Annotated in this window: 14 protein-coding genes; 4 read left to right on the top strand and 10 right to left on the bottom strand. The window is 59.5% G+C overall.

Going from position 1 to position 13649, the window contains the following annotated elements; all coding sequences use genetic code 11:
- Nucleotides 1-5: 5 nt before the first annotated feature.
- The 3 genes from IPK79_12695 to IPK79_12685 are packed head-to-tail and all read right to left on the bottom strand — an operon-like array spanning nucleotide 6 to nucleotide 2319.
- Entirely contained in the window at nucleotides 6-611 is a 606-nt protein-coding gene (locus tag IPK79_12695) for a tetratricopeptide repeat protein (protein ID MBK8191295.1), read from the bottom strand.
- Entirely contained in the window at nucleotides 608-1258 is a 651-nt protein-coding gene (gene purN, locus IPK79_12690; protein ID MBK8191294.1) for a phosphoribosylglycinamide formyltransferase, read from the bottom strand. The genes IPK79_12695 and purN overlap by 4 nt, the downstream gene beginning before the upstream one ends.
- Nucleotides 1255-2319: a phosphoribosylformylglycinamidine cyclo-ligase gene (locus IPK79_12685; GenBank protein ID MBK8191293.1), complete on the bottom strand. Its 1065-nt coding sequence runs from the start codon at nucleotides 2317-2319 to the stop codon at nucleotides 1255-1257. The genes purN and IPK79_12685 overlap by 4 nt, the downstream gene beginning before the upstream one ends.
- Before the next feature lie 141 nt (nucleotides 2320-2460).
- Between IPK79_12685 and IPK79_12680 the strand changes: the two genes are divergently transcribed.
- On the top strand, nucleotides 2461-3111 hold the full coding sequence (locus IPK79_12680) for an isoprenylcysteine carboxylmethyltransferase family protein (protein ID MBK8191292.1): 651 nt from the start codon (nucleotides 2461-2463) through the stop codon (nucleotides 3109-3111).
- A gap of 34 nt (nucleotides 3112-3145) precedes the next feature.
- Here IPK79_12680 and IPK79_12675 read toward each other — a convergent pair whose 3' ends face one another.
- A complete protein-coding gene (locus tag IPK79_12675) occupies nucleotides 3146-3394 on the bottom strand; it encodes a hypothetical protein (GenBank protein ID MBK8191291.1) in 249 nt (82 codons plus the stop codon).
- Nucleotides 3395-3494: 100 nt separating this feature from the next.
- Nucleotides 3495-3692 (bottom strand): Flp family type IVb pilin, encoded by a 198-nt coding sequence (locus tag IPK79_12670; GenBank protein MBK8191290.1) that lies wholly within the window; start codon nucleotides 3690-3692, stop codon nucleotides 3495-3497.
- A 287-nt stretch (nucleotides 3693-3979) separates the two neighbouring features.
- Between IPK79_12670 and IPK79_12665 the strand changes: the two genes are divergently transcribed.
- Complete coding sequence (locus tag IPK79_12665) at nucleotides 3980-5692, top strand: hypothetical protein (protein ID MBK8191289.1); 1713 nt, start codon at nucleotides 3980-3982, stop codon at nucleotides 5690-5692.
- Here IPK79_12665 and thyX read toward each other — a convergent pair.
- From thyX to IPK79_12640, 5 genes are all read right to left on the bottom strand, one after another.
- On the bottom strand, nucleotides 5628-6401 hold the full coding sequence (gene thyX, locus IPK79_12660) for an FAD-dependent thymidylate synthase (protein ID MBK8191288.1): 774 nt from the start codon (nucleotides 6399-6401) through the stop codon (nucleotides 5628-5630). The two genes, IPK79_12665 and thyX, sit on opposite strands and share 65 nt — an antisense overlap.
- Nucleotides 6402-6693: 292 nt before the next feature.
- On the bottom strand, nucleotides 6694-7194 hold the full coding sequence (locus IPK79_12655; protein MBK8191287.1) for a hypothetical protein: 501 nt from the start codon (nucleotides 7192-7194) through the stop codon (nucleotides 6694-6696).
- Between the two features lie 278 nt (nucleotides 7195-7472).
- Entirely contained in the window at nucleotides 7473-8597 is a 1125-nt protein-coding gene (gene aroB / locus IPK79_12650; GenBank protein ID MBK8191286.1) for a 3-dehydroquinate synthase, read from the bottom strand.
- Between the two features lie 5 nt (nucleotides 8598-8602).
- The gene (locus IPK79_12645; protein ID MBK8191285.1) at nucleotides 8603-9343 is read right to left on the bottom strand and encodes a shikimate kinase; all 741 of its coding nucleotides are present in this window, start codon (nucleotides 9341-9343) and stop codon (nucleotides 8603-8605) included.
- A 90-nt stretch (nucleotides 9344-9433) separates the two neighbouring features.
- Complete coding sequence (locus tag IPK79_12640) at nucleotides 9434-10531, bottom strand: tetratricopeptide repeat protein (protein ID MBK8191284.1); 1098 nt, start codon at nucleotides 10529-10531, stop codon at nucleotides 9434-9436.
- Nucleotides 10532-10698: 167 nt separating this feature from the next.
- On the opposite strand from IPK79_12640, the gene IPK79_12635 reads away from it, so the two are divergent.
- Both IPK79_12635 and IPK79_12630 read left to right on the top strand, forming a co-directional pair.
- The gene (locus IPK79_12635) at nucleotides 10699-12636 is read left to right on the top strand and encodes a glycosyltransferase family 39 protein (protein ID MBK8191283.1); all 1938 of its coding nucleotides are present in this window, start codon (nucleotides 10699-10701) and stop codon (nucleotides 12634-12636) included.
- Complete coding sequence (locus IPK79_12630) at nucleotides 12633-13649, top strand: MoxR family ATPase (protein ID MBK8191282.1); 1017 nt, start codon at nucleotides 12633-12635, stop codon at nucleotides 13647-13649. The genes IPK79_12635 and IPK79_12630 overlap by 4 nt, the downstream gene beginning before the upstream one ends.

Genomic DNA, 13649 nt, shown 5'->3' with positions numbered 1-13649 from the left:
GCCGTTTAGCCGCCCTCGCTCGTCATTAGCGGCGATAATTCTCCGGCGGCGGCTTTATTCATGATCTTGCGCAACCCCACCAGATGCTGCTCTACCGCCTGACGCTCTTCTGCCGTTTTGCTTCTCTCTGCCAGAGCGCTGAAGGCGCTTTCGGCGCGTTGATAGGAGTCCTGAGCCTGTTGCGTCCACCGTGCGGTTGCAGCGGCGTCGTTCTTGCCTTTGGCTTGGCGGGCCTGTCCCAAAAACGCGTCGCCCTGGGCTTCTTCCATCACCCCCAGCGATTTCAGCGCCCCCGGCGCAAGCTTATCATTGGGGAATTCCTCGATAAACTGCGCCAGTAAGGCGGTCGCCTTTTCCGGCTGCTTGTTTGCCTGATAGGCCAGCGCCAGATTATACATCAGCGAGGGCTCTTTCGGCATCAGATCGCGCGCTGCTTCAAGGCGCGCCACGGCTCCGGCGGCGTCGCCCTGAGCAATCATCACGGCGGCCTTGTTATTCAGCTCCGATACCGAACGCTGATAGACAAAACTGTCATTACAGCCCGACAGGATCGTCAACGCGGCGCATAGCGAGAGCGTTGTTACAACAGGTTTCTGAAAAACGCGCGTCATAAAGGTCTCCCGGATTCCGCCATAAAATTATCTGCAACAATCGCTTCGCCTTGGGCCAGCCGTTGCGCCGCCTGCGCGATGACAAGGGGATACAACTGGTGTTCTTCGCGTAAGATGCGCGCCGCCAGCGTCTGCGGCGTATCGCCCGGCAGCACGTCGACGACCCGCCGGCCCAGAATTGGCCCCTCGTCCACCGCTTCGGTCACCAGATGCGCCGTGCAGCCCGATTGCGTTTCGCCTGCCGCCAACACCGCCTCATGGACGCGTTCTCCCACCATGCCTTTGCCGCCATAGGCGGGCAGCAGACTGGGGTGAATATTCAAAATCCGCCCGGCGAAGGCCCGAATAAAGCCCGGCGTCAGAATCCGGTCATACCCGGCCAATACCACCAGCTCGACGCCTTGATCGCGTAACGCGTCGCATACGGCGCGGTCGTAGGCCTCGCGATCGTCATAGGCTTTCGGCGCCAGCACGGCGGTGGGCAATCCGCGTTCTTCGGCAATCAGCACGCCCGGCGCAGAGGGCCGGTTAGACAGCGTCAGCGCGATGCGCGCGCCCGGAATCCGCCCGGCGTCAATCGCGTCGGCGATGGCGACCAGATTGCTGCCGCGCCCTGACAAGAGGACGCCCAGTCGAACGCCGTTCAGCAAAACGCCACCTCGCGGCGATCCGGGGTGTCGATGACTTGGCCGATCACGGTCGCCTGCAATTCGGGCCAGCCTTCATTGAGAAACGCCAGCATATCGAGCGTTTGGGCGGCTTCTGCCACAATAATATACCCGATGCCGCAATTAAACGTATGGCGCATGGTCGCCGCATCCAGCCCGCCAAGGCGCGCCAGCCAGGGAAACACGGGCGGCGGCGTCCACGTGCTGTCATCGAGGCGCGCGGATAGCCCCATGGGCAGTACGCGCGGAATATTATCCACAAAGCCGCCGCCCGTCACATGCGCCATCGCGCGAATCGCCCCTTCAAAGCGTCGAAGCAGCGCAAGCACAGGCTGAACATAAATCCGCGTCGGCGTCAGGAGCATCTCGGCGATGGATCCGTCTTGGGGCGCAGGCGCGGGACTGTCGAGCGTTGCGCCGCTCTCGGCAAGAATTTTCCTCACCAGACTGAACCCGTTGCTATGCAGGCCTGAACTCGCTAGCCCGATGAGCGTTTGCCCTTCCTGAACCCCGCCGGGTTGCGGCAGCATCAGCTCTTTTTCGACTACCCCGACGCAGAATCCGGCGAGATCGTAGTCATCTCCGGCGTACAGGCCCGGCATTTCAGCGGTTTCGCCGCCAACGAGCGCGCATGCCGCCTGACGACAGCCTTCAGCCACGCCTGACAGAATCGACTCAAACATCTCGGGCTTGAGCGCCCCGGTGGCGACGTAATCCAGAAACGCGAGCGGCTCGCCGCCGCAGACCAGAATGTCATTGACGCTCATGGCCACCAGATCGATGCCGACCGTGTGATGAATGCCGCTTTCGACGGCGAGTTTCAGCTTGGTGCCGACGCCATCGCAGGCGCTGAGAAGCACAGGGCGTTCAAAGCCCGCGGGCAGCTCAAATGCGCCGGAAAATCCGCCCAACTCGCCGACGTTTGCGCGGCTGGCGGTGGTTTTGGCGAGTCGTCGCGCGATCTGAACGACCGCATCGGCCTGGAGCAAATCGACGCCTGCCCGGCGATACGCCTCATCGGAGCGGGGAGGAAGGGACATGGGGCCTCAGGAGAAACTTTCAAGCTCTCAAAAACAAGCCCCAGCATACCAGAAACACGCCTCCTGCGCGCAGAGGATGACGCCCGCCCCGCCACCCGCTTCAATGGGGAGACGGTCCCAACTCGCGAGGTGAGTCCCGGCATGACAGAGCCGTCCCCTGCAATTGTGCCCATCGTGCGAAAATCAAGAATTCCCCTGAATGCGCTTTTTACCCTGTTTGCGTTCTGTCTAACGGCGTACGCGGTTTATACCTATGGTTTGGGCGTATTGCGCGGCGATTTTAGTTCGATCGCTATTCTCGCATTTTACATGTTTATGTTGATATTATTTGTTACGCGCAAAGAGGCGCAAGCGGAGTCAGGCCGTATTACGCATCGGATTATTGCGTTTGCCACCAGTCTGCTGCCTTTATTGTTACAACCGGCCCCGCATCATCCTGCCCCTGGGCTGGGCATTCTTGCCGCCGCGCTCTGGGTGGTGGGCGCAGGGGGCTCACTGGTCGCTATCGGGTGTTTAGGCAAGGGGTTTGGGATTGTTGCGGCATGCCGACAGGTGAAAACGCAAGGGTTGTATCGCTGGATTCGCCATCCTCTGTATGCTTTTGAGCTGGTCTGGTTCTTCTCCTTGGTGTTGCTTCAATTGTCATGGTTCAATATTGTTTTGTTTTTTACTTTAATCACGTGCCAAATTCTGCGACTTCTTGAGGAAGAGCGTATCTTGAGCGCGTCTTCTGAAGAGTACAGGCAATATTTCCAAAAAGTTCGATACCGCCTGTTTCCGGCGGTATATTGAAGGATTTTATTTCAGCTGTGGTAAAGCGTTGGCGTTAACTTGTTCCGCTGCCGGGAGATCCGGGTGAAGTATTTTTAATCGTATTTGCAAAAAAGTTTCCCAAGTAATCGCACATGGAAGAAAATTGATTTGAAAGAAAAGTGAGGGCGGCAACGCAAAAAATAGCAATAAAAACCGTAATGCACGCTAGCTCGGCGAGGGTGTTACCCGTCAAGCCTCTACAAGATTTATCCCCCTTTTTTTGAGGGGGAAATTTTTTTGATGCTTTTCGATAATTTTGCATAAATTAATTTTCTCTTTTAAAAAACTCCAGCGCCGACCTAAAAATATTTAGTTCGGCGCTGGTGGAGAATGTTTGGAAAAAACCTTGATTTTATAAGCTTCTATGATGCGGGCGGCGAGCCGGGTTTAGAGCTGCTAATGGCGGTAAACAGTTTGTTGCCGACGTCATTCAGGGAGTTGCCGATTTGGCTTCCCAGGAACGACAGGGCCGCAATACACACGATGGCGATCAGGGCCAGAATCAAACCGTATTCGGCCAGCGATTGACCTTTTCTGGATTTGCGAAGCATCATTTTCATCAGGAAGTCCTCACTCGTTGCTCTATATCTCATTCTTCGTGGGGGCAAGCGGTCCGACGCTCAGATCCTTCTCAGGAGAAAAGGCGATTTCTGGCCGAGGGGGGTTGCCGATAATGTCATCTTATCGTAGCGCGCGCATGCGTTTTATCACCCGAAGGGGTGAAAACGCATGCATGGCAAACTTGCCTGATCAGAATCCCATAGCCAGATGACGTGGAAGCAGAAAAGACGCTCCATAATGGGAATACGGCGTTTGGCCTCCAAAATAGTCCGGAAATGACGGGGCGATGATGGTTTCTTATCTGGCGCATTCCCGGTGGCGGCAAAAGTTGCCGGCTGTTCTGAATGGCTTGTCCTTTGCTGGCGTCTTATTGCTGTGCCTGAACGTTCAAAATGTCGCCGATCTGGATTTATGGGGAAAAATGGCCATCGGCGCCCTAATAGACCAAAACCCCGGCTATTTTCCCTATCGCGATGTTTTTTCATTCGGCGTTGCTGGCGGGCGCCTGTGGATCGATCATGAATGGGGCAGCGGCTTCCTGCTTTTTTATCTGTTTAAACACTGGGGGAGTTTGAGCATATTCTGTTTTAAATTAACCCTTGTTTTTGCCTGCATCGCCATGATGTTACAGACGTTTCGGCAGGAGCGCGCCTGTCATGCGAATCCGTCCGCTTTTATTCCTGATTTTCTGAAGTATTCGGCGCCACTGACTGCATTTGTTCTCTGGAATGGCTTGGGCTGTACGTTTCGCTGCCATCTTTTTTCTTTCTTCTTCTTTACGCTGTTTCTGAATCGCTTACTGGCCTTTGATCGCGTCAAGGGGAATTCCTGGAAAAATACGCTGGCGTTCTTGCCGCTGGCGATGGCATTCTGGGTGAATCTCCATGCCGGTTTTATTATGGGATTTGGCCTGTTAGGCGCATTCTATTTAAAGTCGGCTTTGCAAAGAAACTGGCGGCAGGCAAATCGTCTGCTGCTCACAACAATCGCGTGCGGATTGGCGACATGGCTGAATCCCTATGGGCTGGATCTGCATCGCGAGCTTTTCGGCGCATGGGGAATGCCCCGACCTTATATTATGGAATGGGGTCATGTTTTGACCCACAGCGTGGGATTTGGCGTGAGTTACCTGCTCGTCGCCCTGTTTTTTGCTGGCGTGGCTATTTATTCGGCGCTGACGCGCCCACGTCAGTTTCCTGTGGTCGAACTCATGTTAGTGGCATTGGCAGTGGCCGGGACGCTTCATTTTAAATTGGCTCCGTTTTTCATTATTGCGGCGATAATGCTGGCGTGGCGCTTAAAAACGCCGCCCGCGTTCGCTTGGACCCGTTCGAACGTTTCGCCGGAAAATCAGGTCGCTTTAAGGCAAGAGGCGCCGTACGCGGTTAAACTCATCCTTTCTACAGGGATTTTACTGCTCGTGTCAGGCGTATTGCATATGCAGGGAGCGCCTCTCTATGTGCGGGTTCTGGGGACGACGGGCGCGGCGTCTCAAGAGGCGGAGACCCAACTGGTTTACCCTCAGGGGCTGGTTCGTTTTCTTCAGCAAAATAAAATTGAAGGCGACCTGTGGACGACTTTCGGATGGGGGCAATATTTCTTCTGGCGCCTGTATCCAGCGGTTCGCGTGTCGATAGACGGGCGTTACGAGGCTGTTTACGACGATCGCCAGATGCAGGCGTACCTGGCATTCTATATGCCGCCGTATGACCTGCGGCCCGCCCTGCGATCGGGCGCGACCCTGATCGTCATCCCCGCTGGGGCGGCGCAATTGCGCAAGAGGCTGGACCGTCTCCCCGGCTGGGCGCGGATTTATTCAGACGCCGTGGCCACGCTGTATCAGCGCCGCGATCGTCTGCGCGGGCCTTACGTCGTAGACGGATTTTCGAACCGCACGACGGCCATGGACGCCCATCTGGGCGATTTATCCCGATTCAGGCTGACGGGGGCGCGTCGCCCAGCAGACCCTGAAGCGACAAGGGCGCGACCTGACGCGTAAGCGTTTCAATGGCGTCGGCGTAAACGCGAATCTCGTATTGCGCCCCCGGATGCTTGCGCAGTTGAATAAAATTGACAATCGCCTGTAACGAGGCCGTCCAGTAAAACTCGGTGTAAATGCTCAGCGGCAGCGCGCCTCGGGCCTGCTCGCGGGCGGCTCCCGCCTCGGTCAGACGCTGGTAAAGCGCCAGCGCGTCGCGACAATGCGCCGCGTAAGCCCGCATCAGCTCGCCGCCGGGATCCGGAACGCAATCGTCTGTTGACGCCTGCTTGTTATCGCTCGATTGCTGGCGGAAGCCATCTGGCGTATAAAAATCAAACTCGCCCGCGTCCACATACCGCTGGCTGATTTCGTTCCAGGCATGATCCACCGTGGGCGCCTCGCTGTAGGCGATGCCGACCACGTGCTTGTACCACTGCCGCGCGACAAATTCCGGGACTTTGCAGTGGAACTGAATCTGCACATGCCGAAACGGGCTCCAGTGCTTGTGCGCTGCCAGATACCGAATCAGCTTCTCGTCCTGGGCGCTAAGGGCGTCCTTGCGTTTGCCGAACGACACGCGAGCCGAATTGACCACGGTCAGATCGCTGCCCATCGCGTCCACGCGCTCGACAAAGCCATGGTCCAGGGCGCGAATCAGCGCGGGAGAAGCGTTAGCGTCTGGCATCGCGGACGCGGCGGGTTGTTCGGACACGGCGGAGGTGGACATCGCAAGCGACCTTCCTGCAATTGGGGCAAAGCAACGCCGAGAGCGCGCCAACAGACAGCCGCGCTTGGCGTTTGAACCCGATTTTACTGCCAACGCCCCCAATCGAGGGATATGCTTGATGATTGGTAATAATCAAGCGCGTTCCAATAGGATTTTATCGCAACGCCCCTGATTGAGGTCGGTACGTGATGATTCGTAATAATCACGTGCGTTTCAATATGATTCTACCGCAACGCCCCCAGTTGAGGGCGTTTTGTGGCGAATCGTTTGCAATTGACCCGAACCCGCAGCCTTATTCGCTGGATTCCTCGTCGTTGAGGCCCAGATCGCTGCCGCCGTCCTTATGGACCTTCACGAAGTCGGGGGCCTTTACCTGGGTAAAGCTTTTCATCATGTACGACCAATTCTCGTTGACGGCTTTTTTGGTCGTCAGGGCCTGATCGCCCCACATCAGGTTGGCCAGAACCTGTCCGGCGCTTTTGCCGTCGCTGGCGTCCTGCTGGGCTTGCGAAAGCGACCACGCCTTCTGCTGCTCATAACTGACGCGCTGATTCAGCTTGACGTCGGAATTCTTGGGCATCTGCCCCAACAGCGTCATCGCTTCCGACACATCTTCTTCGCTCAACTGTTTGCCGGTGAGTTGCTGGGCCATCATCACGTCATTGGCGAACGTCTGCGCGGCTTCAGCCTGCGCCTTGCGCTGGCGGTAAGTCGGCGGCTTGGGCGGCTTGCTGCTGCTCTCGCTTGTCGTCGCGGGATAGCTGTTATAAAAGCCGGAGGGAGAAACGCTCATGGCAAACGCTTTCGCAAAGAATCGGGGAACGCATCAAGGGAATCCAGAGACTGATCTGGAAAGATATACAAAAATAAAAACAATTTTATGGCGGAAATTGCCTGCTGACCTGCGACGCCGCGCGATTGTAACAATCCGGACATCAGGCGATTGGCGGACGCCGGCGCCGGGCATAACAACATTACGGGGTTGAACTGTTGTCTCTGAAGCGCACTTTTAAGAGGCTCCCGATCGCAAAGTCGATCGGGAGCCTTCCCCGTTGTGGATAAAGCGACTGGTCAGCGGGCGGCCAGCGCTGCGCGGACGACTGCAAGCGCGGTTGCCTGGGGCACGTCGTCGCACAGACGTACCCGACCTGCGCATTCCACGGGCAGGACAAACGAGATGCGCCCGTCGTGGGCTTTTTTGTCCTGGGTCATCAGCGCCAGCAGGGTTTCGGCGCGTAAGCCGGCGGGCGGGGTGAGCGGCAAGTCCAGCGCACGTAGCAACGCGCGCGCGCGGCGGGCCTCTTCAGCGCCCAGCAGGTCCAGTTGCGTCGACATCTCCAGCGCCATCGCCATGCCCATGGCGACGGCTTCTCCATGCAGGAGCGTGCCGTAGCCTGCGGCGGCCTCCAGCGCGTGGCCAAACGTGTGACCCAGATTCAGCATTGCCCGCGCGCCGCTGCGTTCGGTTTCGTCTGCGGCCACGACCTCGGCCTTGATTTGGCAGCAGCGCGCGATTAATTCGCACCGCGTGGCGGGGCTGGCGCTGGACAAATGGCGCAAAGCCTCGGCCTGTACGCTCAAGAAGCCAAACAGACCGCTGTCGCCCGTGGCGCTGATTTCCAGCAAGGCGTACTTGGCGGCTTCCGCCAGACCGGCGCGGGCCTGGCGCGCATCCAGCGTGCTGAGCGCCGCCGGGTCAATAAGGACGCGCGCTGGCTGATAGAACGCCCCGACGCCATTTTTCACCGTGCGAAAATTCACTGCCGTCTTGCCGCCCACCGACGAATCAATCTGCGCGAGCAGCGTGGTCGGGATTTGCACGAATGTCGTCCCGCGATAATACGTCGCGGCGCAGAATCCCGCCAGATCGCCGACGACGCCGCCGCCCAGCGCGATGATGGCGTCGCGACGGCTCAGCCCGAATTTTAGCGCCGCGTCATACGCCGATTCCACCATTGACAGCGTCTTCGACGTTTCACCATCGGGAATCACAAAGCGTTGCGCCTGATAACCGGCCCCGTCCAGCTGCGCCAAAGCCGATTCGCCGTAAAGGCCATAGACGGTTTCGTCACTGATAAGCAGCGCGCGCGATCCCGCTGGTAAAACGGGCGCTAAAGCAGGCCCCAGAGTCGAAAGCAGGCCCGGCTCAATGATAATCTGGTAATCCCGCGCGCGCGCAGGCAGCGAAACGGTCAGCGCGGTCATGGGCGCGCATCTCCCGGCAGGGCCTGAGGCTGATCCTCCGGCCAGTTTGCCAGCGCTTCGGCGATTTCGGCGGCCACGGCTTCGGGTTTGCGCGCGTCGGTCCGTACGCGCAGGTGGGCGCGCTGATAAAACGGCTCGCGTTGCGCAAAACGCTCGTGAAAGCGCGCTTCCGCATCTGGCACGTCAATCATCGGACGCTCGCGCGGCGAAAAAATCACGCGCTCGAAGAGGACTTCCGGCGGGGCGTAGAGATAGACCACTCGTGCGCGCGCGCCCAGGGCTTCCCATGCTTCGGCCCGCGCCAGCGCTCCGCCCCCTGTGGCGATCACGGTTTTGCTGGTCTGAGATAACTCCCCGAGCAACGCCAGTTCGGCGGCGCGAAACGCGGCTTCGCCCTGCTGCTCGAAAATCTCGCGAATGGGCGCTTCAAAGCGCTTGACGAGCAGGCGATCCGTATCCAGAAACGCGTACCGAAGCCGCCGGGCCAGATATTGCCCGATGGTCGATTTGCCAGCGCCCATATAGCCGGTGAGAAAGACCGGCGGCGCCTCGCGGGCCGGCTCAAGGACGTCGGACAGGGCTTCGTCCTCCCATCGGGGCCTTGAGAACGACCTTCTCCCGTTGCTTGACGCCGGGGCGCGTCTCGGTCTTCTGGCGAGGCGTCGCGACGCCCGGGCCTGTCGGCGCGCTTCCCTTGCCTGCGTCGCCTGCTGTGGCGGCAGGACCTGACTGCGCACTCAGATTCAGCGGGCAGAACAAGATACCGAGCATCAGCGCCCCTATTGCTGCCGCCCTGCAAAGCGAAATCCCTGGCATGGCCCGTTTCCTCACGGATTCACAGGCGTTGCAGGGGATTGCGTAACCGGCTGAGGCGCAGAAGAGGCCGCGCCGGAGGCCGCTCGGGATGCAGGCGTCGTTGTCGGGCGCAGTCGCAGCAGGCTCTTCTCCACATCTGCGCGCTCAGGGGCCTCGGGCGCCTGCTTGAGGTATTGCTCGTACGCCGCAACCGCTTCCGCGACGCGGCCCATCGCCTCCAGCGTCTGCGCGCGGTGCAGGTAAATTTCGCTAATCTCGCCATCGAGCGCCAGCGCTTTGTCGTAGTCGGCCAGCGCTTCGGCGTAGCGCTTAAGCCCGTGAAGCGTGAATCCGCGCGTATCGAGCGAGGCTGCGTTGTTGGGTTTCAGGAGGATGGCGCGATCCACGGCGACTAATGCTTCCTGATAACGGCCCAGATTGGCCAGCGCGTACGCGTAATTATTGTGCGCTTCGGCCAGACGCGGATCCGATTTCGCCGCTGCGCCCGAATACAGGGCAGAATTCGCGTAATCTTGCCGCTTGGCGTAAATCACGCCGATATCGTAGTTCAGCGCAGCGTTATTGGGCTCGATCGCCAGCCCCTTCAGCAGCCACTGAATCCCCGCTTCACCGTCGCCCATTCGATCCAGCAGCACGCCCATGTGGTAATACCCTTCCATGGCGTCCGGTTTGGCGGCGATGGCTTTTTCATACGCCGCGCGCGCCGCGTCGAATTTCTCCAGTTGCTCGAGCGTCAAGCCGTGCGCCGCATGGAAATCCGGGTCTTTTGGCTTGAGGCGGCAGGCTTTATCCAGCATGTTTTCGGCCAGAATCACATTGCCGCGTGAAGCCAGCTGGGCGGCCAGCGCAAAGTAAAACTCCGCCCATGTTTCTTGCGGCGTGCGGTTCTGATACAAATACAGCGCTTGCGCCAGCGCCGGTTGTGGGGCGAGAGCGCGCAGTAAAGAGGGCGTTTGCGACGTCGGCAAGAAAAAAGCCAGCGCCAGACACGCGCTCAAGACCACCGGCGCGACGGCCAGCAGCAGGCCCCATGCGGCCCATCCGCGCAGGCGCGCGCCAAACCAGCCGGGAATCGAAATTACCGGAATCAACAATGCCGGAATCGTCATGCGCAAGCCTCTGGCGGATTCGGGCGAGGAAACGCCGTTGGGGAAAACGCCGTTATTGTAGCTCAAAGTCGCTCAAAAATCGGCCTTGCGATGCGCGCGCCGAACCCGCCCGCTTACGGCGATTTTCGCTATAATAAGGGTTGCAAAGGATAGGCGACATCCCTCCCATGGGTTTTTTGCTGCGCCTGATGGCGACATATCTCCCCGAAACGCTGCTGGCGATTGCGTTTGTTGCGCTGGCGGCTTCGCCTATGGCCAATCTGGGCCTATTTGAGACGCTGAGGGATTTGCATTGGCTGCAATCGGCCAAAGAAATGGCGATGGGCAGCGGTTCATGGCTTCCTACTCTTTATGGGAACGGCTTTGCGCAGGCCCCGCCTCTTTTGATTGCCCTGATGGCCTTGTTCTTCAGGATTTTTGGATCTGATATGGCAGTTGCCCAGGCGTTAACGGCTATTTTTGGCTTGATGGCGCTCGGGCTTACCTACGGCCTGACGCTGGCCCTGCTCGAAAGCCGCTCGCTCGCCCTGCTGAGCGCGACGATGCTGGCTCTTTGCTGGGGATTCTTTCATGCGACGCACCTGACGCCCTTCACGATGGCCTCTCTGGTCGCCACGCTGCTGACGCTGGCCCTGTTTCTGGCGTTGATTCGCGTGGGCGAGCGCCGCAAGCCGGAGCGCCGTCAAATGCTCTGGTTGAGTCGGGCTTTGGGCGCTCATCTGGGCATTGCGACGCTGATGACAGGCTTGCCCGGCGTCACGCTGGGCGCGACGATTCTGCTGGCGTTTCTCGCGTGGCAGCGCCGCCTGCGAGCATTGAGCGGCGTTCAATGGCGCGAAGTCCTCGTGTTTCTGGGAGTTGTCTTACTTCCGTGGGCGTTTTTCGCCTTTAAAGAAGGCCTGTCGCCCGCCTTTGGCTGGATAACGCCTTTGCCGTCAGCGTCGTCGCTCGGCCAGTTTGTGATGAACACCCTTTCGGGGGCCTTCTGGGCGATGGCGCCGTGGACGTTTCTGGCGGCGGCGGGTCTGGTCGAGGCCGCGCGCCCTTATGTCTTTTCCGGCGGGCGATTTACGACGCCGGAACCCTGGAAGTTTCTCTGGTGCTGGTTGTTGCTGTCATTGCTGGCGCTACCCTTTTCGCCGCTGGCGTTTTTGCCGCCTGTCTGCCTGATTGCCGCCCAATTTACGGCGCGCCGCTTTGAAGACACCCTGACCCGCCGCTCGCAGTCATGGGCGGTGGATGCCACAGTTCTGGCCCTGATGCTGTTGGCCGTTTTCTGGACGGTTGCAGCGTTTCAGCGTCTGCCGGACGCGTATCCCGGCCTTTACTGGCCGTTTCCCGGCGACCCGATGATTGCAACGCCTGAATTTCTCTCTAAATTCTCATTGCCGCCTGCCTTCCCCGCCTGGAAGCTCTGGCTGCTGGGCGGCCCGCCGCTGCTGTTGCTTACAGCGGGCGCGTATTACGTCTGGACCTGGCTTGAAAAGCCTGTGAATGGCTTGATCTCGCTGATGGCCGGCACGCTGATCTTCTACGCGATGGTCAACCTGATTATCGCGCCGATGTTCGCCGCGCCTGCCGGGGTTCGCGCTGCGGATGCCGTGCGCCGCTTCACGGAAGCCTCGCGAGCGCTGCATTCGTCTCATACTGCCTCTAATGCTGCGCTTAATCTGGTTCCGACGCTGGCGTGGCAAGCCTTGCCTGCGACTGACGAGGATCCCTTGGCGCTGGCGCGCGCGCGACTGTTGTTTTCGCTGGATCCGCTGACGTCTCGGGCCGTACGCTTTGCCTCTGGCTCGCGCGGGCTGGCGCATGCCCTGCAAACCCTGCCCGCCGATACGGGATTGCTGGCGCTGATGGCGCAACCGGACTATTATCACCTGCCCTTTAACCTGCGCGAGCGCTTTCGCACTCTCGCGGCGGATGGCGCCCCGCGCTGCGCCCCAATTGCCGTCATTCGACCCGATCAGGCCCTTAACTGCGACCGCGTGGGCGAGACCCGCCTCTATCTGCTGGCCTTGTCCTACGAGGGAGAACCATTGGCGTCTGCTGAAGAAGCCTCCCCGGACGTTGATTCGGCGACATCGCAGGCAGAATCGCCATGACCGATGGCCTTTACGATGGCGAGACAGGCCGCTTGAGTCCTGAACGCGCGCAAGAAGCCGCCGCTCTGCTGGAACGCGCGCTGTACGAGATGAAGAAGGTCATCGTCGGCCAGCAAGACCTGCTCGAACGCCTGTTAATTGCGCTGATGGCCCAGGGCCACGCGCTGGTGGAAGGCGCGCCCGGTCTGGCTAAAACCCTGATGCTCAAGAGTCTCGCCCAAGCCCTGTCTGTCGGATTCAAACGCATCCAGTTTACGCCGGATTTGCTGCCCTCGGATCTCATCGGCGCGCGGATTTTCAACCCCGCCACCGGGGAATTCGCGACAGAGCCCGGCCCTCTGTTTACCAATTTTGTGCTGGCTGATGAAATCAACCGCGCGCCCGCCAAAGTGCAGAGCGCGCTGCTGGAAGCCATGCAGGAGCGGCAAATCACCGTTGGGCGGCAGACGTTTGCCTTGGAAGCGCCGTTTCTGGTGATGGCCACGCAAAATCCTATCGAGTCGGAAGGCACGTACGCCTTGCCCGAAGCCCAGCTCGATCGCTTTCTCTTCAAGCTGCTGGCCGCTTACCCTGATGCGCGCGAAGAAGCTGTCATCGTCCAGCGCATGACCGGCGCCGACATCCCGCAGATATCGCCGGTGCTGGATGCGGACGCGCTGCTGCGTCTGTGCGACTGGGTGGGCAAGGTTTATATCGATCCGGCGCTCGCCCACGGCATTGTCGACTTGATTCAGGCCACGCGCCGCCCGCCCACTAACGCTCTCACGCGCGCCATTCAATTTGGCGCTTCTCCGCGCGGCTCGCTGGCCCTCACGATGGCCTCTAAAGCAATGGCTCTGATGCGCGGGCGCGATTACGTCCGTTCAGAAGACGTAACGGCGCTGGCGCACGACTGCCTTCGCCACCGCATTATCCTCTCCTACGAAGGCCTCGCCGCCGGGATGACGCCCGATAGTTTTCTGGACGAGCTGCTGACCCTGCTGCCGCCGCCCGGCGCATCGAGAGGCGCGTAA

Source organism: Vampirovibrionales bacterium, assembly GCA_016712355.1.
In the GTDB taxonomy this organism is placed as follows: domain Bacteria; phylum Cyanobacteriota; class Vampirovibrionia; order Vampirovibrionales; family Vampirovibrionaceae; genus JADJRF01.
Note: the sequence above shows the minus strand (reverse complement) of the source record. Positions and strands in the feature narration are given on the sequence as shown.

Excerpts from the sequence above, each read along its gene's own strand:
- IPK79_12695 (MBK8191295.1), bottom strand. The coding sequence starts at position 611 with ATGACGCGCGTTTTTCAGAAACCTGTTGTAACAACGCTCTCGCTATGC.
- IPK79_12685 (MBK8191293.1), bottom strand. The coding sequence starts at position 2,319 with ATGTCCCTTCCTCCCCGCTCCGATGAGGCGTATCGCCGGGCAGGCGTC.
- IPK79_12680 (MBK8191292.1), top strand. The coding sequence starts at position 2,461 with ATGACAGAGCCGTCCCCTGCAATTGTGCCCATCGTGCGAAAATCAAGA.
- IPK79_12675 (MBK8191291.1), bottom strand. The coding sequence starts at position 3,394 with ATGCAAAATTATCGAAAAGCATCAAAAAAATTTCCCCCTCAAAAAAAG.
- IPK79_12670 (MBK8191290.1), bottom strand. The coding sequence starts at position 3,692 with ATGAAAATGATGCTTCGCAAATCCAGAAAAGGTCAATCGCTGGCCGAA.
- IPK79_12665 (MBK8191289.1), top strand. The coding sequence starts at position 3,980 with ATGATGGTTTCTTATCTGGCGCATTCCCGGTGGCGGCAAAAGTTGCCG.
- thyX (MBK8191288.1), bottom strand. The coding sequence starts at position 6,401 with ATGTCCACCTCCGCCGTGTCCGAACAACCCGCCGCGTCCGCGATGCCA.
- IPK79_12655 (MBK8191287.1), bottom strand. The coding sequence starts at position 7,194 with ATGAGCGTTTCTCCCTCCGGCTTTTATAACAGCTATCCCGCGACGACA.
- IPK79_12640 (MBK8191284.1), bottom strand. The coding sequence starts at position 10,531 with ATGACGATTCCGGCATTGTTGATTCCGGTAATTTCGATTCCCGGCTGG.
- IPK79_12635 (MBK8191283.1), top strand. The coding sequence starts at position 10,699 with ATGGGTTTTTTGCTGCGCCTGATGGCGACATATCTCCCCGAAACGCTG.
- IPK79_12630 (MBK8191282.1), top strand. The coding sequence starts at position 12,633 with ATGACCGATGGCCTTTACGATGGCGAGACAGGCCGCTTGAGTCCTGAA.